We start from the raw sequence: 20,847 nt of genomic DNA on the forward strand, positions 1-20,847 counted from the left end.
AGTGGGCCTTTAGGGCGTGATATTGTATATACTGAATTTACAAATACACGAATCCCTTGCTTGTCCTCCAAACCAAGCATACCCTGCTTGTCAACCTATCCCGCTATAATACAACCTAAAATACCAGGCAAAACTTTCGTTGAGAAAGCTGGGTGAGAGCAAATATATAATCCCAGTAGATTTAGTCCGATTAAAAAATGAAAATAAAATTATAAGCTTTTAACAACTATTGTATAACTTACTATTGCACTCTTTCAACGAAGAAAATAATTTTATACTTTCTTTATAATTTGTTTATAATTATTTTATAAGTTTAGGTGAACTAAGGCCGTTAGCAGCCTATTATGTCACCTGTCTTATTTGTAGCGCTGGTTCTGGCCCCTGCTGTTGCTCTTATTGGGCTACTAGTATGGCGCTTTAAAAGCGCTCAAAAAGAGAAAAAAGAGGTTTTCACAGCTACTAGCAATCATAAGTCAATAAAGAACTTCCATTATCGCCCTGCGCCGTCCTTACCTACTCCTGTTGCTTCCCCACTAACTGAAAGTGGCGCTCTTTCTCAGCTGATGCCGGAAGAGGATTTCTTACAAAAACAACAAAAGGAGATTCAAGAAGAAGTTGAACGCCTGGAAGCCGAAGAAGCTGAACGGCGTGAATTGGCCGAAGCTGCTACACAACCAACTACTAGACCTGCCGCAGCTACTACCAGCATTACAAATGCAGCAATAGATGAAACCAAAGCACCCGGTAGGCGCCCACCAGCCGCGAATGCAACAGATTCAGTATTAGACACCCTCAATTCAGATATAGTACCTGCTACGGCGTCGGCTGCGGAAGATGAGGCAGTTCCGGATGCAGTTTATGATAATCCGCTGGGGGCGGCTGCGGCTGCCCCAACCAAGAACGATACAAATAATCGGGCGGCTGAGGTCGAGTTACGCAAGCGCCAACGTGCCGCCAGACAACTTCAATCAGCCGGGCAAAAGAATATTCTCACCTCCCTGCTAGCGGAGAAAAAATAGTGCTTCCCGGGACATAAGCCCCCCTGATTATCAATCCTATAACTCTTTGCTAAGGCTTTACTCAAAAGTCAAGAATACGCCCCTTTCTAACCTGCTTATAGGGAGTTAAGCACCCTGCGGTTTTCATCTACTAACCACCAATTCTCCTTCCCATGTTTACCAAATCTCTTTCCTTGGCTAACAAGCTGGCTGTTGCTGGTAAAGCCTACCAACCTTCTAAAGCGGAACGCCGCGCTTTCGCTTTACTATCAGCCCTGGCGCTGACCAATCGGGCTGCCTTTGCACAGGGTGCGCAAGCCGCACTAGAAGGAGTGCAAGAAACAGTACTGGGTATCGTGCAGGTAGTATTCGCTATCGGTCTTATCGTGTTTCTGGTCGTTGTGGTGCTAAAGTTCATGCGTGGTGCCCCGGATGCGCTGGGTTCGCTGGGCTGGCTCGTAGGTGCCGTTATCCTCTGGTTTGGCTTCCAACTCTTCAAAGACGACCTCGTCGGGGCTGTCGGTGGGGGACAAGGTGGGGTACGCTAGGAAAGTAGTGCCCTCATGCGCTCTTACAAATCAATTGAGCGACCAGCTCAGGTTCTGGGGATGAACCTCCAGGATTTGGGCATTTTGGTTGGCCTGTTCATGGGCTCGGTTCTGCTACTCGGCTTCCTGGGTATCATCGTCAAGATACCTCGCCTGGTGTACCTAATCGTGATAGTGGTAGAGGTCCTCTTACTCCTTGGGTTTCGCTACCTCAGCAAGACCCAGCCGCCCGGCTTCCTGCTGGCCTGGGTGTCTTTCAAGTTCTCCCAACCCCGCCGTATTGCTGTGGGACAACTTCCTTCCCCTCATGAAAAACCCAAAAACAAGCGCGTTTAACGACGTGATGCCGGTTCATTCCTATGAGGATGACAAGGTGGTTTTTAAGGATGGCCGCGTAGCGGTGGGTTTCCTGGTTGAGCCAGCAGAAATGGAAAGCTGGAACGTGGAAGAGTATGAAGCCTTCCACTCAGCTCTGGTGGGTGCCATGCGCTCGCAGCCGGCAGGTATGATGTTGCAGAAAACGGATGGCTACTATGACCGTCCGTATCGGCAGGACAAAACCCAACAGACCTACTTTGAGGGGAAGATGAATAAGCACTTTCACGAACGGCTGGTGCTGTTTCAAAAGTCTTATCTATTCCTCTCGTATGCGCCGGTTGCCGTGAAGTCGCCCAAGACTAACGCCCTGAATGTGTTAGTAGCTCGGGCTGGTGAGGCGATTATGAAGAACCCTTACGCGCAGCTCGTCCAAACCTTGGAGGCGGCAGAAAGCAACGCTATTGAGTTTATCCAGGGGGTCAAGAACCTGTGCGGCGTTTCCTTCGAACGCCTGAGCAGCCAAGACATTCACAAACTGTACCTGCAATACTTCAACCTCAATTTCGACGGTCAGCCTACCCGCCAAGAGCGCGAAATAGGGAATGAGCTAGGTACCCTGGCCGTTGGGGAGCACAAAGTGAATATCCTGTCCATGGTGGGGCAGGGAACGGATGCTTACCCGGCGGTCAGGAACGGCTACGGGGTAACCTCCCCCATGCTCTACCCTCTGACGCACGTTTTGCAGTGCCCCCATATTCTGACGCAAGCCATGATTGTGCGGGATAGCCGGTCCGAACTAGGCAGCCTGGACAATGACCGCAAAATCAATAACACCCTCTCTTTTCTAGCTGGTCAGGACAACGCGCTGCGCGCCAAGGAAGTCGAGGAGTTTACCGCGGAAATACGGGCCAGTCAAAAGCAAATTGTGGGCCTGCACCTCTCGGTCATGCTGTGGGATACCAACGATACCAGCCGCCGTGAGAACGTGGACAAAGCCGCTTCAGCCTTCCGGTATATGTTCAACACGGAAAGCGTAGTAGAAAGCTATTTGGCGCTGCCACTTTTCTTCGGCTTGCTACCTGGCAACTCGTACCAGATTCCCGACCGCTGGCTAACCAGTACCACTGACCGGGCGGCTTGCTACACTCACTGGACGTCCACCTACAAGACGGACCAGGTAGGAGAATACCTGGTAGACCGCTTCCGCAATCTGGTACAAGTAAACCTGTTCAATACCAAGCTGGAAAATCAGAACGCGATGGTGATTGGGCCTACCGGTACGGGCAAAAGCTACACGTTTGGCAACCTGATTGTGCAGCGGTTCGAGAAGGGGGCACGGCAAATCATTATGGACGTGGGCGGCACGTACCGTAACGTTATACAGTCGCTCAACGGGGAGCAATTCGGGAACACCTACTTCGAGTACGACCCGCAGCGGCCCATCGAGTTTAACCCCTTCATGGTACCTCGGGATGAGGCTTCCCAAAAGTGGCTTTATGATGATGAGAAAACGGTTTTCCACCTCGCTCTAATTGCCGCGCTTTGGAAAGGTGGAGCCTCCGGCCTGGATAAGTCAGAGCGTACTATCCTTTCCCGCTTTCTGATTGAGTACTACCAGTACCTGAACAATGAGGATAAGCTAGGCCAAGCGGATGAGGAGTTTCCCGGTATGGAGAGCTTCTACAAGTTCGTGGAACGCTACGACGCTGAAATGCAAAAGCCTGTTTCTGCTCCCGGTGAAGGGGCCGTAGCAGACCCATTGGATGGGGCACGTCGGACCTACCAGAAGAACATGAAGTATATTGATATGCACCAATTTTTCTTGGTGATGAGTCAATATATCACGGGAGGCCGGTACGAGAAGGTACTGAATGCGAAGCGTGATGTAGACCTGAGCGAACACCGGCTTATCTGCTTCGACCTAGCCAAGGTGCAAGCTGACCCCGACTTGTACCCGGTGGTCGCGATGCTCATCACGGAGCTGAGCCTGGATCTGTTCCGCAAGTTCCCGGAAGCAGTGAAGTACATCGCCTTGGATGAAGCCTGGACGATGCTGAGCGGTGTCCTCTCGGAGTTTATTGAAAGTATGTACCGCACGATTCGGAAAACCAACGGTTCGGTAACGATCATCACGCAGGGTATCAACGAAATTGTAAACAGCAAAATCGGCTCGGCTATCATTACCAACTCGGGCACGAAAATCATTTTGCGGCACATCAACCCGGATTCGCTGGCGCAACTGCAAGCACCACTCGGTCTAACTGGCCACGAAATGGATCTGATTAAGTCGGTGCGCGCTACTGACCACCTGCGGGAGTTCTTTATCAAGCAGGGCGATAAAGGAAAAGTGTTTGCCTTGGAAGCCTCTCCTCAGCTAGACGCTATCCTGACGTCTAAGCCCTTCGAGCGCAACCACTTGAATAGCCTGATTAAGTTTTATCAGCAGACCAACAAGCGGCCCAAAATTGACCCTGACGGTCGCCCGGTGCTGGCCCCGGATGGCACCCCGGAATACGAAGAAGTTAAAGTACAACGGCTGGACTACGCAGTAGAACAGTTTGTCGAGGATAAGCGCAACGGTAAACTCGGCGGGAAATGATGGGAAACTTTCTAATGGTAGCCTTCGGAGTTGACCCGGGGTTTCTGCGCGCTTGTGACCAGACCCTAGAAATTGTGCTCATGGCCTGCCGCTTCATTACGCCTGCGCTAATGAGTATCGCCTTACTCTATACCATCTTCCGGGGGCTTATCAGCGGGAGTGGCTTAGCAATGGATTGGGGGCCTATTCTGAAAGCGTGCTGGATATTCTTTCTGCTGTTCTTCTACAAGACCCTGCTCGATACGCTGGGGGCTGGCCTTTCTGCCTTTACTGCTCTCTTCTCCACCGACCAATCCGCGGCTGAAGCGCTAACCGCGCTTACGACGCCTGCCCCGGTGGCGGCGGCGGCTAAGAGTGATGCTTTAGGCCTGGGTGACGTGGTAACGGGGGCTGCGGCGATGATGACTAGTGTGGTTGAATCCATCAGCAACTTCACTTTCTCCGGCCTAATGACGCGGCTGTTCACGGCTACAACCGTGCTGATTGTCCGCGAGGTGATGCTGTTTTTGCAGCAATTCATTCTCGGCTTTCTCTACGTCTGCGGGCCAATTGCGATGACCCTTTCCGTCATTCCGGCTTTTGGACAGCTAGCGATAAAGTGGCTGCAAAACTTCCTCGCGGTGCAGCTCTGGGGCCTTACGTTCGTGCTGCTGGATACGATGTATAGCTTCTTTGCTCAAACGCAGCAAGTAGCTGGCGGTATCCTGGCCAGCGGTGGGCTAGACCAATCAGTGAAGGATTCCAAGTTTATGCTCATGTCCGTGGGCTTCGTGCTGCTGTACGGAATGGTGCCCTGGCTAACCTCCTTGTTTATCGGCTCCTCCGCCGCGCAAGGCTTCGCTGGGCAAATGATTGGTTCAGCAGTAGGCGCGGCCACATTTGCAGCGGGTGTCGCGGCTCCGGGTGGTGGGGGGTTGTCTTCGGCTATTGGCCGGGCAATGGGCAACGGTGGCTCTGGCGGTGGCGGCATAAGTGCTGGCGGTGGCAGCGGCAGTAGTGGTGGCGGGGGTAGTAGTGCTGGCACTGGGGAAACTTCTAGTAGCTCGGCTGCGGCTGGCTTACCCTCCATTACCATGTCCGATGCGCTGAATCCATCTTACCGGCAACGGCCCTCCGGTCTCTGGACTTCTTAACAACTTCCTCCCCTCCCTATGAAAATCCCATCCCAAACTTTCGCGTGGCTATTCGGTCTGGGCCTAGTTAGTGGGTGCCAGTCGAGCGACCAGCAAGCGGCAGGAACTGAGGCTCCGGCGGCGGCACCAGCTGCTGCCGCTACTTCTTCCCAAGCCAACTCTTCCGCCCCACTGCCCACTACGGCCCTAGACGTACGGCCCGCCGTCGAGCAGCTGCTGCCCCCTGAGGGATACCTGGAAACGGTATCAGCTAAAACGCTCAAAGTAGAACCAATAGCCGTAGCTCTACCACCGCTGTGGGGCTCCCTGGAACCGGGAGCACCGCGAACGGCTCCTGGCTACCGGATTAGTTATGAGGCAGTTATTCAGTGGGTGCCTAAAGGGTATGGAAGTGGAAAAGTACCTGCAACCATGACGCTCTATGCCCCCAACGGCAAGGACAGCCTAGCACGGTACAATCTAGGTGGAATGAACTACAATATTCCGGGTCAGGAGAAGTACACGGTATCGGAAATAGAACCGAACAAGCCCGTCACCGTGCGGGGCGTGCTGTACGCTTTCGCCGGTCAGAACAACCAGAATAAGCCCGCCCTAGTGGTGTACCCCTATCGCAATAAGGGTGGGGTAGCTGACCCGAGCAAAATGACTTTTCTTTCCCTACCGCAATAGGGGCGGTGGGGAAGAAATGACTGCTGTCAAATTGACCAACTGTTGCCTTCTAACCAGTAAGTGAAATGGACTCTGCAACCAATCTTAGTACCTCCTTCTCTACCATGCGGAATATCGCCATGGGAAGTATCCTGGCGCTGCTGCTCGTCGCTCTGGGCGCGGGCTACATAGTCTATTGTATCAGTGAGAAAGCCGGACAACGGGTGTACGTGGTCAGCTCTACTGGCTCGGTGGCGGCGCTGTCTGCTCCGGCTACCGAATCGCATAGCAGCTATGAGGCCCGTAACCTGGTGCGCAACTTCATGCAAACCATGTTTGGCCACGACCAATACACTTTCAAGGCCAACTTGGATGCTGCCCTGCCGCTTATTGAGGGTCGCGGGGGCCGGCGTATTTACGATGGCTTTGTGCGGGGCCAGGTACCCCAAAACTATGAGCGGTACGCGGCCCGCAACGTGGTAACGGTAGATAGTGTGCTGGTCGATATGAGCCGCCGCCCTTGGTCGGGTTCCGTGTACATCAAGCAGCGCATCTTCATTGGGGGTGAACAGAAAGAGCCGCTGCCCCTGGCCGCTAAGTTTAACCTGGAAGAAACCAACCGCTCGGATCAGAACCCTTACGGGTTGCTAATTACCAACTTCGACTATATCCCTTATCAGCCGAATCTATCCCGCCAGGAAAGGGAGCTACTCGAAGCCCAGGAGGCCGACCGCCAGCGCCGCCTCCTCGAAGCGCAACGGGGGGCACAAGCTCCAGTTTCTGCTCCTGCACTTGCGGCTCCGGCTCAATAACCCTCTAATCAGTCTCCATCATGCGTCCTTCCTTCCTCCCTGCGGTGCTGCTGAGCCTGGTGCTGCCCCTGCTACCTGTCTCGGTTACGTCGGCGCAAACCGTGCGCCCGATTGCTCAACAGTCGATCCGGGCGCAACGGCCCGTATCGGCGGCTAAGTCCAACGAGAACCTATTGGACGTGGCCGTATCGGATAGTTCTACTACCTACCTCGTTTTCGGTGGCCCGGTGTCCTTGGTAGACGTGGGCATGGCAGGCAACTATCTGGTTAAGATCGAAGCCAACGCCGTATTCGTGCGCGCTAAGCGCAAAAACGCGCCGCCTACCCCCCTGCTCATTCGCTACGGCTCCAAGTACTGGATGGGGCGGTTGGTCTATAGTAACCGGCCGGTTCTTCAACTCTACGATTTCCAGAAAGATGGCGCGCTGGGCTTCAGCAATAGCAGCTCGGCTGGCTCGGTTCCGGAGAATCAGCTGGCGATGGACAAAGAGCAGGAACTGAAAAGCGACGTGGAGGGGAAGTTAACCAAGCTGCGCAAAGTAAAAGAAGAGCATCAGGCAGTCGCCGTGATCGATAATGACCTGGTACTGTCGCTGGCCAATGTGCGCAACGACAAGGAATTCACGTATCTGCGCTTCAAGGTTATCAATCACTCCGCCATTGATTACAACGTCGATTTCACTGATTTCCAATTGGTAGAAAACGCCCAAAAGAAGTTTCTGGCGAAGAAAAAGAATGAAGCGCGCCGCCCCTTGGCGCCTTCGGGTGGGGCTGCTAATCAGACGATTACGGGCCGCACGACCGGTTACCTGACCTATGCCATTCCCTTGTATGCTGCCACGGAACGGGGCTACCTGGAAGTAACCCTGCGTGAACTCAATGGCGCGCGGGTACTAGTGCTGCCGGTGCCTTCCCGGGTTATCAATCGGGCCTCACCCATTTAATAGCTCTCAATCGCATGGAACCTATCATGCCCCCTGACCGGCACGAGGCCGCGCCCCGCCCGGATACCGAACCTGCTGTCGCTACGGACAATATCCCGCCACAACAGCACCAGCCAGAATCAGCTCCGGCTACGCTCACACCTGGTCAGACGTTGTTAAAGAACTGGGTGCCGCTTAGCGTATTGCTGGTGGTACTGCTCTTTAGTGGCTTATTTCTGTGGTTGCAGTCTGCTAAGGAAGCCGCCCGCCAACAGGCAGAACCGGTGGCGGCAGCTTCCGCTAACATTGAGCCGGCGATCAGCTCGGTAGCTGATAAGCCCCCGGTTCGCGTTGCCTCCCCGACGGCGCAACTAGAGGCGCAACGGCGGGCGGAACTGGACGCGGCGGCGGCTCCTGCCCGTCCCACCGAGGAAGACGTAGTAGCCGTATTTGCCGTCGATACTGCCGGCCGCAGCCAGCGGCTAAAGAATCGGGCGGCGGCGCAGGCAGCCGCTCGCCGGCAAGGGGAGCAGCAGCGCCTCGCGGCTCAGGACGTGGATACGATAGAAACAACCGTGCAGGACCCGCAAACGGGCACCTACTCCGCTCGCACGGTGGTAGTACCCCGGCGGCGGTATAGCGCTGGTGCCTCCCCTTCGCGGCGCTCCGGTGCTGCTCGTGGAGCTCGTCGGTCTACGAGCCAGCTCCCGGCTACCGATACGGACGGTACCCCTTTTGAAACGGACCCGGACGTGCTGGCCATGCTCAGCACGTCGCCCCCGGAAACCCGCGCCTCGTATGAGCGCATGACGGGGAGGCGGTATCGGGACCCTGCCCTGGCCGCCCAACAGATAGCAGCCCGCACTACCGCTGCCGGGGGTGCGGATGGCTTTAACACGGTTAAAGTGGGTAACAACTCGTCCCGGATGATGGCCCAAGGTGGCCCGCAGCCAGCGCTCGTCCCGGACGTGTTTTTCAAGTGTGTGATCCATGGCGAACAGAAGGTGCGCGCTGGCTCGGTGGTGATTCTGCGCCTCCTGGAAGATGCAGTAATAAGTGGCGTAACCTTCCCCAGGAACCTGGTCTTTGCGGCGGTAGCTGAGGTGGGTACCAACAGTGTCAACCTGACAGTAGATCGTCTGGGGCCAACGCGAGTAGCAGCCCAAATCTACGACTTCAACTATATGCCCGGCATTATGATAGACCCGGCCAAAAAGATACAAAAGGACGCGATGATGGCTGGCAATGACCTGCAACGGCAAACAACGCAGGAACTTAGCACCGCTATCGATCGCTCGGCTTCCGCGGCGAATTCAGTGGTTGGCGTCGGGGGCCGGATCGTGTCGAACGTCCTGTCTCGTCCGAAAACCCGCAGCCGGCTCCGGGACGTGTTATTGCCGGATGGCTACCCCATTCTGATCACGACGGCGGCGGCGGGGCAGCTGGACCCCTCGGCTTCTATCGGTAGTCGCTAATCCTCGCCTTTCCTTCATCTTACCCCCTACGACAATGAAAAAGCTCTTTTTGCCCGCTTTCGTAGCGGTTGCGCTGGTACTAGCTCCCCCTAGGAAAGCATCCGCTCAGATGGTGGTAAATGACCCGCTGCACATGGGCGTACAGATTGGCGAATTCGCCAAGAAACTGCAACAGTGGTCCAGCACCGTGCAGAACTATCAGGTAGTAGCCGACGCCAAGCAGATTGCGGGCGTAACCAAGGACATTACCGGTCAGGTAAAGGACCTGACGCAGGAAGGGCTAGCGCTGCAGCGGCAGGTGCAGGCTGACTTGCGCAAAGTGCAAAGCATTACCGATTTGCGCCTTTCCAACCCCCAGGAGCTGTTTGTGCGCGCCCTGGCTATGAATGGCCGGGCCCAAAGCAATCAGTATATGCCCGTCTACCAGAAAGCAGCGCGGCTGCGGCAAGCGCTGCAACTAACCAACCCGCAGCAGGACCTGAACACGGTGTATGATGTATTCTCCCGCTTTGGCTCCTCCTCTTCCGGGGGCAGCAACCGGATGACGTCGGCCCAATACCAGGCGAAGCGCGAAGAATCTACGGTGTCCTCGTTTGCTTATCAAGAAATGGCCAACAAGCGCAAGATTGATACGGCGTTTGGGTACTACAAGATTGCGGATGAAATGACGCAGCAAAGCGTCGAATTGAATGCCACGTTGAAGAATCCGGGACGCTACGCGATGACGGAAGGCGAACGGATGGCGGCGCTTAATACGTCCAATGAGAATCTAATTAAGGCGATGCAGCTGCGCTTGGAAGCTGACCGGCTGCTGTCGGAAGCCTCGCAAGCCAGTCCCTCCCAGCAGGCCGCCGAGGCGGTGTATGCGGATGTGCTGGTGCAGCAATCACTACTTAAAATGGACCGCGCCCGGCCGCGTCGGTAACTGCGATGAGAAAGCTGCTGCTAGTGGCGCTCGTTACGGTGGGGGCTGGCCTATCGCCCGCTCTGGCCCAACGCCACGTCAAACATATATCAGCCTGGGGGGCACATATGGGCCGTTCCGAACAAGGCACCTACTACGAGCTTAGCTACTACTCCCTGCTCACCGACCGGCTGGGAATCCGTCTTAGCGGCCTGCGCGAAGCGGGCAACCTAGGTAAGAAAGCGGGTGACTATGCCGCCTATCAGGGCCGCGTCCTGCTAGCTCCCCAACTCTTCCAAATCGGGGAAGTAATCTACGTGCATCTGCTCCTGGGCGCTGGTGGCCACTACGAGCGAACGAATCAAGGGGGAACGAGGGAACTAGCCCCCAATGGCACCAAACCCCAACGCTTTAGTTTTGGCCCGCAAGCGGGGGCCGAAGCAGACGTATTTCTAGGGAACCGCCTTTCCCTGGTGGCTACCGGCACGAAAGGCTATCAGATCGACCAGTCTTCTATCGACCAGTGGCCCGGTTATCTGAGTGCCGGCGTCCGGTATCACTTCCGCTAATCCTTTTACCCATCCAATCAATTCTAACCAATGAAACGACTTGCTACCCTGCTGCTGAACTGCGCTACCCTCGTGGCTACCAGCTGCTCCAAAGATGATAACGGCGTCACCCCTGTCGGGCCTAAGGACTATACAGTGGAGTACCGGGTTAGCTCCACTAGCAACCTGGTATCAGACTACATTTCCTACACTAACGCTACGGGTGGGACGACTACTCTTACGAATGTGGCGCTGCCCGTTAGCTACAGCTTCACGCGCACGATGAAACAAGGGGATAGCGCTACGCTACTAGCCAGCCTCCCAGCCGGGGGCACGGCTGCCTCGAACATCACGGTAGCTATCCTGCTGGATGGCAAAGAGGTTAAGAAGGAAACCGGCACTGGTGACCGGGCGCAAGCGGTGCCAGTATGGGTAATTGGGCAATAGCCGCTTGGACATTTCATCTCCTCAAACCTTTTATCTTATGCTGCTTTCTAGTAGTTTCCTATCGCTGCTCGCGGTTCTCTTCAAGACATTACTTGTCGCGGGGGGCACGTTTTACGTTACGTTTATTCTCTGCTCCTACTTTCCAGCCGTGGGCAACTACTTCGTCAGGCTCTTTGGGTTCGACAAGTAAAGGGGGCCTTCTATCCACCCTTCAACTTCAGTGCTATGGCTGATTACGAAGAAGGTTATCTAGCCGCCCAAAACGCGCACGGCAACCGCCACTCAGCGAAAGCAACTGGTGTGCTAGTGGGCCTCAGTGCACTGGCTGTAGTACGCCTAGTACCATTGGCCCTGCGCCTGCTGATGGAAACGATCGTATCGGTCCCATTTATCCTGTTGGCCCTGGCTGTTACTTACCCGCTAGACTTTCTAGGGTCGCGGTATAGTGAGGTTCGAATGCTGAGCATCGCCGCTATAACCTACGCGGGCCTCGCCCTGCTTTACTGGCTTAAAGGAGTGGCTATTGCCCTGCGCCGGCGCGGTGGCCGCTTATGGCTGCTGCCCTTTGCGGTATGCCTAACCGTGGTATGCCTGGTGCCAGCGGTGCTGCTGCATCTGCTTATTCTGTATGCGGTCCCAACCACCAGCGTACTGGTGGCGTGGTTGGTGCCGGTGGGCTTTGCCTTGTTAACGTACAACCGCTACCGCTTTACGCAGGACTACGCCCCCACATTTACCCTGTGGGCCTACCGCTTGGGCTATCGGTCGGCTATTAAGTAGCAACGAATAAGCAGGGTGTTGTTAAATAAATAGGGAGAAGCTCCGAGTCGAAGCTTCTCCCTATTTATTTAACAACACTCACATTAGACACTAAGTAAAAAGACCATGAATGGGCAGCGAGGAAGCTAGTTTAGGGACGATAAGGCCGGCTTATCGGACCCTATGCAGCCGTTTTCACAACTTGTAGAAGGTCCTTTACTATATGTTATCCGACGTAGCAGAAGTAGTGCTCCCTCTACTTCGCCAGCTTAAGAGCACTCAGCTGATAGCTAAGTTGCACCTGCCACGTGCGATTGCGCGCGGACGTCAGCGGACTAGCGGGCTCATAGCGCTCCGGAGTAAACGTATACGGCTGGTGCAACTTGGTCAACCCCGCTGCATAGCGGACCTCTAGGCCGAGGCGCGCGCCGAGCTGATAACCCACGCCGGCCGTATAGCCCAGTTCCCAGCGCCGAAAGTCGCCGGTACCCCGGTCCGTTTCCGTGACGGGGTAAGGCAACCACTCTTGGCTGGTCTCGGGGCTAGTGCCTGGCCGCAAGATGTATTCCGTCCGCGCTTGCTGGCGCGCGGCCACCAAGTAGCTCAGCTGCGGCCCCACCAAGCCGAAGAACTTACCGACTTGCCCCCGCACCAGCAGCGGTAGACTCACATAGTGAAGGCGGGTACGTTCCCGGCGCGTGTAGGCCCCAGAGCTTCCTTCCCAGCCTAACTGCCCTTCCTCCGTGGTCTTTACCCCGCGCTGCTCATATACTAATTCCGTTTGCAAGCCTACCCTCGTTGCGACGGGGTAGCGCAGCCAGCCGCCGGCCACCCCACCCAGGCGGGCAGTGCTAGAGGAGGGTTGTTTAGAAGTGCTGGCCATTAGACCTCCTTTCAGACCTAGTTGCAGTTGTTGCGCCCGGCAGGGGCGGGTGGCGGCCAGCACGAATAGGCCAACCAGGAGAGTAGCGTAGCGCATAAGAAGCCCGGGTGAATAACCCGTGAGCAGAGGAGCCGGTGCGCCCCCAAAAGGTTGCACATCTCCCAGCAGTAAGGGAGGCTTGGGCTTCTCCTCTAATACTACCACACTGCAGGCACTCAGGCACTCAGGCACTCAGGCGAGTAGGCGAGTAGGCGAGTAGGCGAGTAGGCGAGTAGGCGAGTAGGCGAGTAGGCGAGTAGGCGAGTAGGCGAGTAGGCGAGTAGGCGAGTAGGCGAAGAATGTTTTTATTCCGAGATCGCTCTTATAAATGCCATTATGTCAAAATGGGTTGTTTTAAGCTTAGACTGAGTCATTCAATAAGTGCTGCAGGTCGGCCGGAAGGGGCATGGGCTGCTCGGGCGAGACGTTGGCCCCGCCGGTATTGCCGGTGGGCACGCGGCCGAATAAGGACATGAAGAATCCGAACACAATGCGCGGCAGCTGCCCCAGGATTTCGCGCCGGTCGCCGGTGCGCCAGCCGTGACGCAGCATGAGCAGGTGGGTGTATGTGTGCGGCAGGGCCCAGCGCTGCCCCAGGATGTGGGCCCGCTCGAGGTGCTTAAAAGCCGTCGGCAGGTCCTGTCGGGCGGTGGCCAGGCGGGCGGCGTGCAACTCGGCTTGGAAGTGCGGCCGTAAGCGGACCGGGAGGCGAAGGTAAAACATGGGCTTAGGCTTAGAAATCAGGTAGCAATTTATTCTTTTTCGACCCGGCTTGGTGCGCGAGCCGGTGCCACCGCCGCTGGCGCCACCAGTAGAACCCGGCGGCAATGCCCGTCACCAACAGCGTGAGTCTCAAGGGGGCCAAATTGTGTTTGTGCGGCACGTAAACGACTGGCACGGCCAAGTGACGCGACGGAGCTTTCTCCATGCTCAACAGGGGGTGCCAGTTGTTTACGTGCCAACTCGAAGCCGTTGCCTGGCAGTTTCTTCCGTATGATGTCACCTCCTTAGCCGTTGATGAGCAGCTGACGGTAAAGGTGGCGAAACATGGTCAGCTACCAGAGCAGCTCAAGCCCCGCTCACCGGCCATCGAATAGAACCCTGACTGGGACTTGTGCAGTACCTGCTACTCCCCCCAACAAACAAGTCGGGGGGAGCGCTCCGGTAACGCGGGTATTCATAGTTCCCCCCCCCCGGGTGGGGGCGTGCTCGGACGGGGGATGGTGGAGGGCGGCAGTGGTTTTCTGGAAACGAGCCAGTGCGTAGCTTGCGCGCCCCCGCTTTACCGTGCCCCCATGAGCAGTTCCCCCGTCGAGAAGTCACCCGTTCAGCTCTTTGACCTGCTGGTAGAGCTATTACTAAGCAAGGACGTGCCGGAGAAGCTGGTTGCCAGTCGCCTCAAGCCCTTCGTCCGCGCAAGCCGCCCAGAGCCTGATCGGCTGGGGCGCAAGTTTCTCATCACGCAGGGACCCGGTTTCCAGTTAACCGCCACGTTTGAGAAGCCAACCTTCGACCTCTACCAGGTCACGGCCCGGCTGACGCCGGCGGCCTATGCGCAGATAAAAGCGCACGCCCAAGCCCTGGCGTCGGTTCCCAAAACCGGGGCCGCCTGGAAAAACAGCTGGCTCGGCCTGTGGCCCCAGTGGAAGGTGAGCCGGGGCGACGCCCCCCGGCAAGCCGTAACAGCCCGCTTCATGGGGGTGCTGCCGGGCCAGAAATTCATTGTCTTTACGCGAAGCTAACCCCCGGCTGGGCCGCTAGGGCGTGGGCCGGGCCGCCCGTTGCCCGGCGGTCAAGGCTTCCAGCTCCCGCTGCTGCGCGGCCAACCAGTGCGCGGCGAGGGTTTTTGGTTGGGCTTGCCGGCCGTAGCGCAGCTCGGTTTGGGCCAGCACCAGGCCACTTTGGTAAAACAAGGCCGCCAGGGCCGCAAACTCCTCGTCGGGTGTGCCCGCCGGCACGGGCGTTGCCAGCGGGCGGTGAACGCGTTGCAGGGCCTGTTGCAGGGCGCGCACCTGGGTAGGAGACGTCGCCCGGAAGTCGGTTCCCGGGCGGTGCTGGTTTACGCGTAGGGCTTCGAGCTCCTGTAGATTGCGCTCGCTGCGGTGGCGCAAGGTATCCGCGGCCAGGCGCAGCGCCGCATTTTTACCCCCGCGCAGGTACGCCTGTGCCAGGTCCAGGCCGCTGTGGTGGTACACCTCCAGCAGGTGGAGGAAGATGTGGTCGGAGTTTTCCACCGAGTTGTTGTGGCGCACCTCGTCCCCCAGGGCCGCCACAATGCGGCGGGCCGTGGCCGGTTCTCCCGGCGGATCGAAGTGGGTTACCGGCTCGCGGGCGTCCCCGTGCGACGGGGGCGGGAGGGGCGCGGGCGGCGTGGCTTCGGGTGCTGGCTTTTGGTCACACCCGCTCAGGGCCAGCGTGGAAAGTAAACAAAGGAAAGGAAGCGGAGCGAAGCGAAGGCGCAACATGAATGACAGGGCTTAGTTAGGAGAACGCCGACGGGAACAACCAAAACCGCCAACACCCCGTCGGGGGGCTGCCGGCGCGCGCGAGGGGGAGAAGGGACGCGGGCAGCTTACATATTGAGGGCCCCGATGCCCGCCGCGTTGAGGCAGGCTTCCTTGAAGGCTTCGGCGTAGGTGGGGTGGGCGTGCGACATCAGGCCCACGTCCTCCGCCGCCCCACGGAAGCTCATCACAGCTACCGCTTCGGCGATGATGTCGGCGATGCGCGCGCCGATCATGTGCACGCCCAGAATTTCGTCGGTCTGCGCGTCGGTTAGCACCTTCACCAGCCCTTCAGTGTCCGACCCGGCCACGGCCCGGCCCGAGGCCGAGTAGGGGAAGGTGCCCACCTGGTAGGCCTTGCCCTGGTCTTTCAGCTGCTCCTCGGTGTAGCCCACGCCGGCCACCTCGGGCCAGGTATAGACCACGCCCGGAATGAGCAGGTAGTTGACTTGCGGGGCATGGCCAGCAATGCGCTCGGCCACGAACACGCCCTCGTCGGAGGCCTTGTGCGCGAGCATGGCCCCGCGCACCACGTCGCCCAGGGCCCAGATGCCGGGCACGTTGGTTTGCAGCTCGTCGTTGACGTTCACTCGGCCCTTCTCGTCCACTTCCACGCCGGCCGCGGCCAGGTTCAGGCCGTCGGTGTAGGGTCGGCGGCCCACCGAGACCAGGCAATAGTCGCCCGCCAGCTGCAGGTCGGCGCCGCCGGCGGCCGGGGTGGCCGTCAGCTTCACCGTTTCGCCTTCCCGCGTCACGGCCGTGACCTTGTGGGACAGGTAGAATTCCAGGCCCTGCTTTTTCAAAGAGCGCAGCAACTCCTTGCCCAGGGTGCGGTCCATGGTGGGGATGATGGCGTCGGTGTATTCCACGACCGACACCTGGCTGCCCAGGCGGGCGTACACTGAGCCCAGCTCCAGGCCGATGACGCCGCCGCCCACGATAATCAGGTGCCGGGGCAGCTCGCGCAGGGCTAGCGCCTCGGTGCTGGTGATGACGCGCTCCTTGTCCAGGGTGATGAAGGGCAGGGTGCTGGGCTTGGAGCCGGTGGCGATGATGATGTTTTTGGCCGTGAGCTGCTGCGCTTCCCCACCGTTCCCTGCCGCGGGCACGACCTGCACGGTGGTGGCGTCCACGAAGGAAGCCACGCCGTGAATGACGTCCACCTTGTTTTTCTTCATCAGGTACACCACCCCGTCGCATACCTTGCTCACGACTTTGTCTTTACGGTCCATCAGGCGGGGCAAATCGGCGCGCAGGTTATCGGCGTCGATGCCGTGCTCGGCGAACTGGTGGGTGGCTTTCTGGTAGAGCTCCGTGGATTCGAGCACCGCCTTGCTGGGGATGCAGCCCACGTTGAGGCAGGTGCCGCCCAGGGTGGGATACTTTTCGATGAGGGCCGTTTTCAGGCCCAGCTGCCCGCAGCGCACGGCCGCGATGTAGCCGCCGGGGCCGGAGCCGATGATGAGAACGTCGTAGGAAGTAGCGGGCATGAGCGGAGTGGGAGCGAATGAAGGGTGGGAAAGGAGCTGGGGACTTTTACAAGTGGGTTTCGTGCCGGGCAAAGTCGCCGCGCTCCACCTGAATGGTGGCGTGCTGCACGGCGTGCTTCCCCGTCACGTAGGCATGGGCCCGCGCCAGCACCTCGTCGTGCAGGGCCCCGTCGGCCAGCACCACGTGGGCGCTGAGGGCATTGACGCCGGAGGTGAGCGACCAGGCGTGCAGGTCGTGCACGGCGGCCACGCCCGGCTCGGCCAGCAGGCCCTGGCGCAGGGCTTCCAGGTTCACGTCGGCCGGGGTGCCTTCCAGCAGTACGCCCACAGCTTCCTTGAGCAGGGTCCAGGTGCGGGGCAGGATAAACAGGCCGATGAAGGCCGAGAGCAGCGGGTCGGCGTAGTACCAGCCGGTGGTGAGCATGATGATACCCGCCGCGATGACGCCGATGGAGGTGAGCATGTCCGAGAGCACCTCGAAGTAGGCGCCCTTCATGTTCAGGCTCTCGCTCTTGCCCTGGCGCAGCAGGTACATGCAGTACAGATTAATAATTAGGCCCACGCTGGCGACCCAGAGCATGGAGGTGCTTTCCACTTTGGGCGGGTCGAGAAAGCGAAAATAGGCCTCGTAGAGAATGTAGAGCGAAATCAGGATGAGCACCACCGCGTTGGTGAGGGCCGCCAGAATCTCGAAGCGGTAGTAGCCGTAGGTGCGCTCGGGCGTGGCGGGCTTCTCGGCAAAGCGGATGGCCAGCAACGCCAGGCCCACGCCGGCCACGTCGGTGAGCATGTGGCCCGCGTCGGCCAGCAGTGCCAGGCTCCCGGTGAGGTAACCGCCCACGACTTCGGCGACCAGGTAGGCCAGGGTCAGGAAAAACACGATGGTCAACTGGCGCTTGTTGCGTCCGGCGGCGCTGCCGCTCATGCCGTGGCTACTGCTCATGGGGTGTGGGGTAGGAAAGTGAATTACTTACTAAGGCAGCGGATGCTGCGCGAAAAATTAAAAGGCGAACCCACGGCGCACGAGTCGGACCCACCGCCGCTGGCGCCACCAGTAAAACCCGGCGGCAAAGCCCGTCACCAGCGGCGTCAAGAGGCCCGCGTGGATGGTAACCTCGTCGGTATACCAGGTTTGCCCCGCGCCGGTCGGCCGCAGCGTAATGTGGTGGTCCCACCCGCGGGCCAGGGGGCCGTGGCCGTTGTCGCGTAGCCAGAAACGCGTGGCATCCTGCGAAATCACCATCCACTGGGTGCCCAGGGGCAGCCAGCCGCCCAGGTACAGGCGCACCAGGTAGTTGCCGTCCTGCCACGTGTCCGGCAGCTGCGGGGGCGTGACGGGACGGAAGCGCAGCACGGGCCAGGCCACGTAAAACAGCAGCCGGGGCTGGAGCACGGCCTGCCAGGCCTGTTCCAAGGAGCAGTCTAACAGTGTCGAGCGGTGGATGCGCACGGGCTTAGCGGGGGTGGGGGCCCTGTCGTAGCTCCTCCGGCATTTTTTCTATTACCGACTCGTTTTCCGGGCGCAGGGCGGCCACCGGGGGCGCCGCGCCCGGGGGCGTGCCGCCCGTGCCCGGCGTGGCGTAGTCCATGCGCTGGATGCGTACGGCGTTGAGGATGGCCAGCAGGGCCACGCCCACGTCGGCAAAGACGGCTTCCCACATGGTGGCTAGGCCGCCGGCGCCGAGAATGAGGACAATGCCCTTTACAATAAAGGCCAGCCAGATGTTCTGCCACACGACCGCGTGGGTGGCGCGGGCAATGCGGCGGGCCGTCGCAATCTTGCTCGGGTGGTCGGTTTGAATGACGACATCGGCCGTTTCGATGGTGGCATCGGAGCCCAGGCCGCCCATGGCGATACCGACGTCGGCCAGCGCCACCACGGGGGCGTCGTTCACGCCGTCACCCACGAAGGCCAGCTTGCGGCCCCCGTCCTTGTACTGCTGCACGTAGCGCGCCTTGTCTTCGGGCAACAGGCCGCCGTGCGCTTCGTCAATGCCTAACTCCTTGGCCACGCGCTGGGTGATGCTGTCCTTGTCGCCGGAGAGCATCACGATTTTGGTGATGCCGTCGGCCCGCAGCTCCTGCACCGTGCGGACGGCATCTTCCTTCGGCGCGTCGGCCACGGTCAGGTAGCCGGCGTACTGGCCGTCCACGGCCGCTACCACGATGCTGTCAACGATTTGATCGACTTCGGGCGGGTAGGCTACGCTGAACTTGGTGAGCAGCTTGGTATTGCCGGCCAGTACGTCGCGCCCGTCCACGCGGCCGCGCATGCCGTGGCCGCTGATTTCCTCCACGTTTTCGACGGGTACCCCGGTGGCCGCCGCGCCCACATGCAGCACGACCGCCTTGGCAATGGGGTGGGTGGACTTGGTTTCCAGCGCGCCCACCAGGCGCAGCAGCTGCGGGGCGTCGAGGCCGGCGGCCGGCTGCACCTGCTGCACGGCAAACACGCCCTGGGTAAGCGTGCCGGTCTTGTCCATGACCACCGTGTCGAGCTCGCGCATCAAATCCAGGAAGTTGGAGCCCTTGAACAGGATGCCGTTTTTGGACGCGGCGCCGATGCCGCCGAAGTAACCCAGCGGAATGCTAATGACCAGCGCGCAGGGGCAGGAAATGACCAGGAATACTAGGGCCCGGTAGAGCCAGGTGCGGAACACGTAGTCGTCCACCACGAAGTAGGGCACCAGCACCAGCAGCACCGCTAGGGCCACCACGATGGGCGTGTAGACCTTGGCAAACCGGGTGATGAACTGCTGGGTCTTGGCCTTGCGGCCCACCGCGTCCTGCACCATAGCCAGAATCTTGGCCAGCTTGGTATCCTGGTAAGTGGCCGTCACGGCCACTTGAATCAGCGACTCCAGGTTGACCATGCCGGCCAGTACGACTTCGCCGGCCTGCTTGGTCTGCGGCACCGATTCGCCCGTAAGGGCTGCCGTGTTGAACGAAGCCGGCCCTTTGGTCAGCGTGCCGTCCAGGGCTACTTTCTCGCCCGGCTTGACCTCGATGGTGTCCCCCACCACTACCTGCTTGGGGTCCAGGACCACCGTTTGCCCATCGCGGATAACGGTGACTTCGGTGGCCTGAATCTCGAGCAGGGCCCGGATGCTGCGCTTGGCCCGGTTTACGGCCGCGTCTTGGAACAGCTCGCCCACGGTGTAAAACAGCATGACGGCCACGCCCTCGGGGTACTCGCCGATGGCAAAGGCCCCAAGCGTGGCGATGCTCATGAGCAGAAACTCATTGAAGATGTTGCCCGAGGGGATGCTCTGCAGGGCCGAGCGGATAACCTTCCAGCCCACGAGCAGGAAGGCCACCCCGTACCAGCCCAGGCGCACGTAGTCGGTAAACCAGGCCACGTCGAAATAGTCCAGCGCCAGGCCACTGAGCAATAGCACGAGGCTCACGCCCGGCCACAGGTAGGGGTTGTCCCCCGCCGGGCCGTGGTCGTGTTCCCCGTCGCCGTGGTCGTGGCCGGCGTGCTCGTCGGCGGCCTTACCGGCCAGGTCCACCATCTTTTTGCCGGCGGGGTGGTGGTGGCCCGTGTGGTCGTGACCGGGCACGTCGTGGCCTTCGGGATTGGCGGCCGCGTCGGGCGTGAGCTGCTCGCGGGTGAGGGCGCCCACGTTTTCGAGCTGCACCTGCTTGGCGGTGTTGAGCTCTTCGTCGGTGTTGGAGGAGGTTGGATCAGGCATAGGAAAAGAAGCGTCTGGTTAAAAAAAATATGGGAGCGGTCCGCCGGCGGCTACCAGTCCACGAAAAAGCCGGCCACGCCCACCAGCACGAGCACCGCGCCCGTCAGCTGCCGCTCGTGCCGGG

Annotated in this window: 22 protein-coding genes; 15 read left to right on the plus strand and 7 right to left on the minus strand. The window is 59.0% G+C overall.

Features of this window, described 5'->3' with window-relative positions; all coding sequences use genetic code 11:
* Positions 1-344: 344 nt before the first annotated feature.
* The 14 genes from IEW06_RS20345 (at position 345) to IEW06_RS20410 (ending at position 12,133) form a co-directional block, all read left to right on the plus strand.
* On the plus strand, positions 345-1,019 hold the full coding sequence (locus IEW06_RS20345) for a hypothetical protein (protein WP_187734669.1): 675 nt from the start codon (positions 345-347) through the stop codon (positions 1,017-1,019).
* Positions 1,020-1,171: 152 nt separating this feature from the next.
* Complete coding sequence (locus IEW06_RS20350; RefSeq protein ID WP_187734670.1) at positions 1,172-1,546, plus strand: hypothetical protein; 375 nt, start codon at positions 1,172-1,174, stop codon at positions 1,544-1,546.
* A gap of 15 nt (positions 1,547-1,561) precedes the next feature.
* Positions 1,562-1,882, plus strand: coding sequence for a hypothetical protein (locus IEW06_RS20355; RefSeq protein WP_187734671.1), 321 nt, complete (start codon positions 1,562-1,564; stop codon positions 1,880-1,882).
* A complete protein-coding gene (locus IEW06_RS20360; protein ID WP_187734672.1) occupies positions 1,854-4,463 on the plus strand; it encodes a TraG/VirB4 family ATPase in 2,610 nt (869 codons plus the stop codon). Before IEW06_RS20355 ends, IEW06_RS20360 begins: the two co-directional genes overlap by 29 nt.
* Entirely contained in the window at positions 4,460-5,596 is a 1,137-nt protein-coding gene (locus IEW06_RS20365; protein WP_188548860.1) for a hypothetical protein, read from the plus strand. The genes IEW06_RS20360 and IEW06_RS20365 overlap by 4 nt, the downstream gene beginning before the upstream one ends.
* 18 nt (positions 5,597-5,614) lie before the next feature.
* Positions 5,615-6,265 (plus strand): hypothetical protein, encoded by a 651-nt coding sequence (locus tag IEW06_RS20370; RefSeq protein WP_188548861.1) that lies wholly within the window; start codon positions 5,615-5,617, stop codon positions 6,263-6,265.
* A 65-nt stretch (positions 6,266-6,330) separates the two neighbouring features.
* Positions 6,331-7,056: a conjugal transfer protein TraK gene (locus IEW06_RS20375; protein WP_188548862.1), complete on the plus strand. Its 726-nt coding sequence runs from the start codon at positions 6,331-6,333 to the stop codon at positions 7,054-7,056.
* A gap of 20 nt (positions 7,057-7,076) precedes the next feature.
* Positions 7,077-8,000 (plus strand): DUF4138 domain-containing protein, encoded by a 924-nt coding sequence (locus IEW06_RS20380; protein ID WP_187734619.1) that lies wholly within the window; start codon positions 7,077-7,079, stop codon positions 7,998-8,000.
* Positions 8,001-8,014: 14 nt separating this feature from the next.
* Entirely contained in the window at positions 8,015-9,454 is a 1,440-nt protein-coding gene (gene traM, locus IEW06_RS20385) for a conjugative transposon protein TraM (RefSeq protein WP_188548863.1), read from the plus strand.
* Between the two features lie 34 nt (positions 9,455-9,488).
* The gene (locus IEW06_RS20390) at positions 9,489-10,379 is read left to right on the plus strand and encodes a hypothetical protein (protein WP_188548864.1); all 891 of its coding nucleotides are present in this window, start codon (positions 9,489-9,491) and stop codon (positions 10,377-10,379) included.
* 5 nt (positions 10,380-10,384) lie between these two features.
* Entirely contained in the window at positions 10,385-10,927 is a 543-nt protein-coding gene (locus tag IEW06_RS20395; RefSeq protein ID WP_188548865.1) for a hypothetical protein, read from the plus strand.
* A 30-nt stretch (positions 10,928-10,957) separates the two neighbouring features.
* Entirely contained in the window at positions 10,958-11,353 is a 396-nt protein-coding gene (locus IEW06_RS20400; protein WP_188548866.1) for a hypothetical protein, read from the plus strand.
* 37 nt (positions 11,354-11,390) lie between these two features.
* Positions 11,391-11,543: a hypothetical protein gene (locus IEW06_RS20405; RefSeq protein WP_188548867.1), complete on the plus strand. Its 153-nt coding sequence runs from the start codon at positions 11,391-11,393 to the stop codon at positions 11,541-11,543.
* A gap of 35 nt (positions 11,544-11,578) precedes the next feature.
* Positions 11,579-12,133, plus strand: a complete 555-nt coding sequence (locus IEW06_RS20410; RefSeq protein WP_187734626.1) for a hypothetical protein — start codon at positions 11,579-11,581, stop codon at positions 12,131-12,133.
* Between the two features lie 235 nt (positions 12,134-12,368).
* On the opposite strand, the gene IEW06_RS20415 is transcribed toward IEW06_RS20410, so the two are convergent.
* Positions 12,369-13,091, minus strand: coding sequence for a porin family protein (locus IEW06_RS20415; protein ID WP_187734627.1), 723 nt, complete (start codon positions 13,089-13,091; stop codon positions 12,369-12,371).
* Between the two features lie 303 nt (positions 13,092-13,394).
* Positions 13,395-13,757 carry a DUF3703 domain-containing protein gene (locus IEW06_RS20420; protein WP_187734628.1) on the minus strand — a complete coding sequence of 121 codons (363 nt, stop codon included), beginning with the start codon at positions 13,755-13,757 and terminating at the stop codon, positions 13,395-13,397.
* A 572-nt stretch (positions 13,758-14,329) separates the two neighbouring features.
* On the opposite strand from IEW06_RS20420, the gene IEW06_RS20425 reads away from it, so the two are divergent.
* On the plus strand, positions 14,330-14,776 hold the full coding sequence (locus tag IEW06_RS20425) for a hypothetical protein (RefSeq protein WP_188548868.1): 447 nt from the start codon (positions 14,330-14,332) through the stop codon (positions 14,774-14,776).
* Positions 14,777-14,791: 15 nt separating this feature from the next.
* Here the strand turns inward: IEW06_RS20425 and IEW06_RS20430 are convergent, their stop codons facing one another.
* From IEW06_RS20430 to IEW06_RS20450, 5 genes are all read right to left on the minus strand, one after another.
* Positions 14,792-15,499, minus strand: coding sequence for a DUF305 domain-containing protein (locus tag IEW06_RS20430; RefSeq protein WP_187734630.1), 708 nt, complete (start codon positions 15,497-15,499; stop codon positions 14,792-14,794).
* 107 nt (positions 15,500-15,606) lie between these two features.
* A complete protein-coding gene (gene lpdA / locus IEW06_RS20435) occupies positions 15,607-17,028 on the minus strand; it encodes a dihydrolipoyl dehydrogenase (RefSeq protein ID WP_187734631.1) in 1,422 nt (473 codons plus the stop codon).
* 46 nt (positions 17,029-17,074) lie between these two features.
* Positions 17,075-17,971 carry a cation diffusion facilitator family transporter gene (locus IEW06_RS20440; RefSeq protein WP_187734632.1) on the minus strand — a complete coding sequence of 299 codons (897 nt, stop codon included), beginning with the start codon at positions 17,969-17,971 and terminating at the stop codon, positions 17,075-17,077.
* A gap of 57 nt (positions 17,972-18,028) precedes the next feature.
* Positions 18,029-18,421, minus strand: a complete 393-nt coding sequence (locus tag IEW06_RS20445; protein ID WP_223285044.1) for a hypothetical protein — start codon at positions 18,419-18,421, stop codon at positions 18,029-18,031.
* Positions 18,422-18,482: 61 nt separating this feature from the next.
* Positions 18,483-20,723 (minus strand): heavy metal translocating P-type ATPase, encoded by a 2,241-nt coding sequence (locus tag IEW06_RS20450; RefSeq protein WP_229743199.1) that lies wholly within the window; start codon positions 20,721-20,723, stop codon positions 18,483-18,485.
* Between the last annotated feature and the right edge of the window lie 124 nt (positions 20,724-20,847).

The organism is Hymenobacter qilianensis, from assembly GCF_014638675.1.
GTDB lineage: Bacteria > Bacteroidota > Bacteroidia > Cytophagales > Hymenobacteraceae > Hymenobacter > Hymenobacter qilianensis.

What these genes read in the sequence shown, in the direction of transcription:
- IEW06_RS20345 (WP_187734669.1), top strand. Translation starts at nt 345, where the DNA reads ATGTCACCTGTCTTATTTGTAGCGCTGGTTCTGGCCCCTGCTGTTGCT.
- IEW06_RS20350 (WP_187734670.1), top strand. Translation starts at nt 1,172, where the DNA reads ATGTTTACCAAATCTCTTTCCTTGGCTAACAAGCTGGCTGTTGCTGGT.
- IEW06_RS20355 (WP_187734671.1), top strand. Translation starts at nt 1,562, where the DNA reads ATGCGCTCTTACAAATCAATTGAGCGACCAGCTCAGGTTCTGGGGATG.
- IEW06_RS20360 (WP_187734672.1), top strand. Translation starts at nt 1,854, where the DNA reads ATGAAAAACCCAAAAACAAGCGCGTTTAACGACGTGATGCCGGTTCAT.
- IEW06_RS20365 (WP_188548860.1), top strand. Translation starts at nt 4,460, where the DNA reads ATGATGGGAAACTTTCTAATGGTAGCCTTCGGAGTTGACCCGGGGTTT.
- IEW06_RS20370 (WP_188548861.1), top strand. Translation starts at nt 5,615, where the DNA reads ATGAAAATCCCATCCCAAACTTTCGCGTGGCTATTCGGTCTGGGCCTA.
- IEW06_RS20375 (WP_188548862.1), top strand. Translation starts at nt 6,331, where the DNA reads ATGGACTCTGCAACCAATCTTAGTACCTCCTTCTCTACCATGCGGAAT.
- IEW06_RS20380 (WP_187734619.1), top strand. Translation starts at nt 7,077, where the DNA reads ATGCGTCCTTCCTTCCTCCCTGCGGTGCTGCTGAGCCTGGTGCTGCCC.
- traM (WP_188548863.1), top strand. Translation starts at nt 8,015, where the DNA reads ATGGAACCTATCATGCCCCCTGACCGGCACGAGGCCGCGCCCCGCCCG.
- IEW06_RS20390 (WP_188548864.1), top strand. Translation starts at nt 9,489, where the DNA reads ATGAAAAAGCTCTTTTTGCCCGCTTTCGTAGCGGTTGCGCTGGTACTA.
- IEW06_RS20395 (WP_188548865.1), top strand. Translation starts at nt 10,385, where the DNA reads ATGAGAAAGCTGCTGCTAGTGGCGCTCGTTACGGTGGGGGCTGGCCTA.
- IEW06_RS20400 (WP_188548866.1), top strand. Translation starts at nt 10,958, where the DNA reads ATGAAACGACTTGCTACCCTGCTGCTGAACTGCGCTACCCTCGTGGCT.
- IEW06_RS20405 (WP_188548867.1), top strand. Translation starts at nt 11,391, where the DNA reads ATGCTGCTTTCTAGTAGTTTCCTATCGCTGCTCGCGGTTCTCTTCAAG.
- IEW06_RS20410 (WP_187734626.1), top strand. Translation starts at nt 11,579, where the DNA reads ATGGCTGATTACGAAGAAGGTTATCTAGCCGCCCAAAACGCGCACGGC.
- IEW06_RS20415 (WP_187734627.1), bottom strand. Translation starts at nt 13,091, where the DNA reads ATGCGCTACGCTACTCTCCTGGTTGGCCTATTCGTGCTGGCCGCCACC.
- IEW06_RS20420 (WP_187734628.1), bottom strand. Translation starts at nt 13,757, where the DNA reads ATGTTTTACCTTCGCCTCCCGGTCCGCTTACGGCCGCACTTCCAAGCC.
- IEW06_RS20425 (WP_188548868.1), top strand. Translation starts at nt 14,330, where the DNA reads ATGAGCAGTTCCCCCGTCGAGAAGTCACCCGTTCAGCTCTTTGACCTG.
- IEW06_RS20430 (WP_187734630.1), bottom strand. Translation starts at nt 15,499, where the DNA reads ATGTTGCGCCTTCGCTTCGCTCCGCTTCCTTTCCTTTGTTTACTTTCC.
- lpdA (WP_187734631.1), bottom strand. Translation starts at nt 17,028, where the DNA reads ATGCCCGCTACTTCCTACGACGTTCTCATCATCGGCTCCGGCCCCGGC.
- IEW06_RS20440 (WP_187734632.1), bottom strand. Translation starts at nt 17,971, where the DNA reads ATGAGCAGTAGCCACGGCATGAGCGGCAGCGCCGCCGGACGCAACAAG.
- IEW06_RS20450 (WP_229743199.1), bottom strand. Translation starts at nt 20,723, where the DNA reads ATGCCTGATCCAACCTCCTCCAACACCGACGAAGAGCTCAACACCGCC.